The 440-nt window shown below is 44.3% G+C and carries 1 pseudogene; it reads left to right on the top strand.

The features are described 5' to 3' along the window. Positions 1-440: pseudogene (locus NY07_RS19565) on the top strand (flagellin); the annotation flags it as partial.

The following is a 440-nucleotide window of genomic DNA, read 5'->3' as shown; positions in this document are numbered from 1 at the left end:
GGTACCTACACTGCTTTGGAAACCACTGCAGTTATAGCTGATGCTACTTACTCATTTACATACACTCCAAGTGGTGGTTCAGCTGAAACATTAGATGTTGATTTCTCAGACGTAACAGATGCTGCAGGTGCAGTCGATGCCATCAACAATGCTTTAAATGGCGCATCAAAGTCAACGGGTGTATTTGCAGAACTAGATGCTGCGGGTACAGGGTTTTCTTTTAAGGGGATTGCTAATAATGGTGATACTCTTGCACTAACAGAAGCCGCTGCTCCAGCAACTGCATTTGCATTAGGAGCAGATGACTCAGCAAATGCGACTTCAAGAGTCAGTGATATTGACATCAGTACTTATGCGGGGTCTCAAAATGCAATCACGATCATCGATGCAGCTATCGCAAATATTGATAGCCAACGAGCGGATTTAGGTGCGGTGCAAAA

This window comes from Shewanella sp. ECSMB14101, from assembly GCF_000773485.1.
GTDB lineage: Bacteria > Pseudomonadota > Gammaproteobacteria > Enterobacterales > Shewanellaceae > Shewanella > Shewanella marisflavi.
Note: the sequence above shows the minus strand (reverse complement) of the source record. Positions and strands in the feature narration are given on the sequence as shown.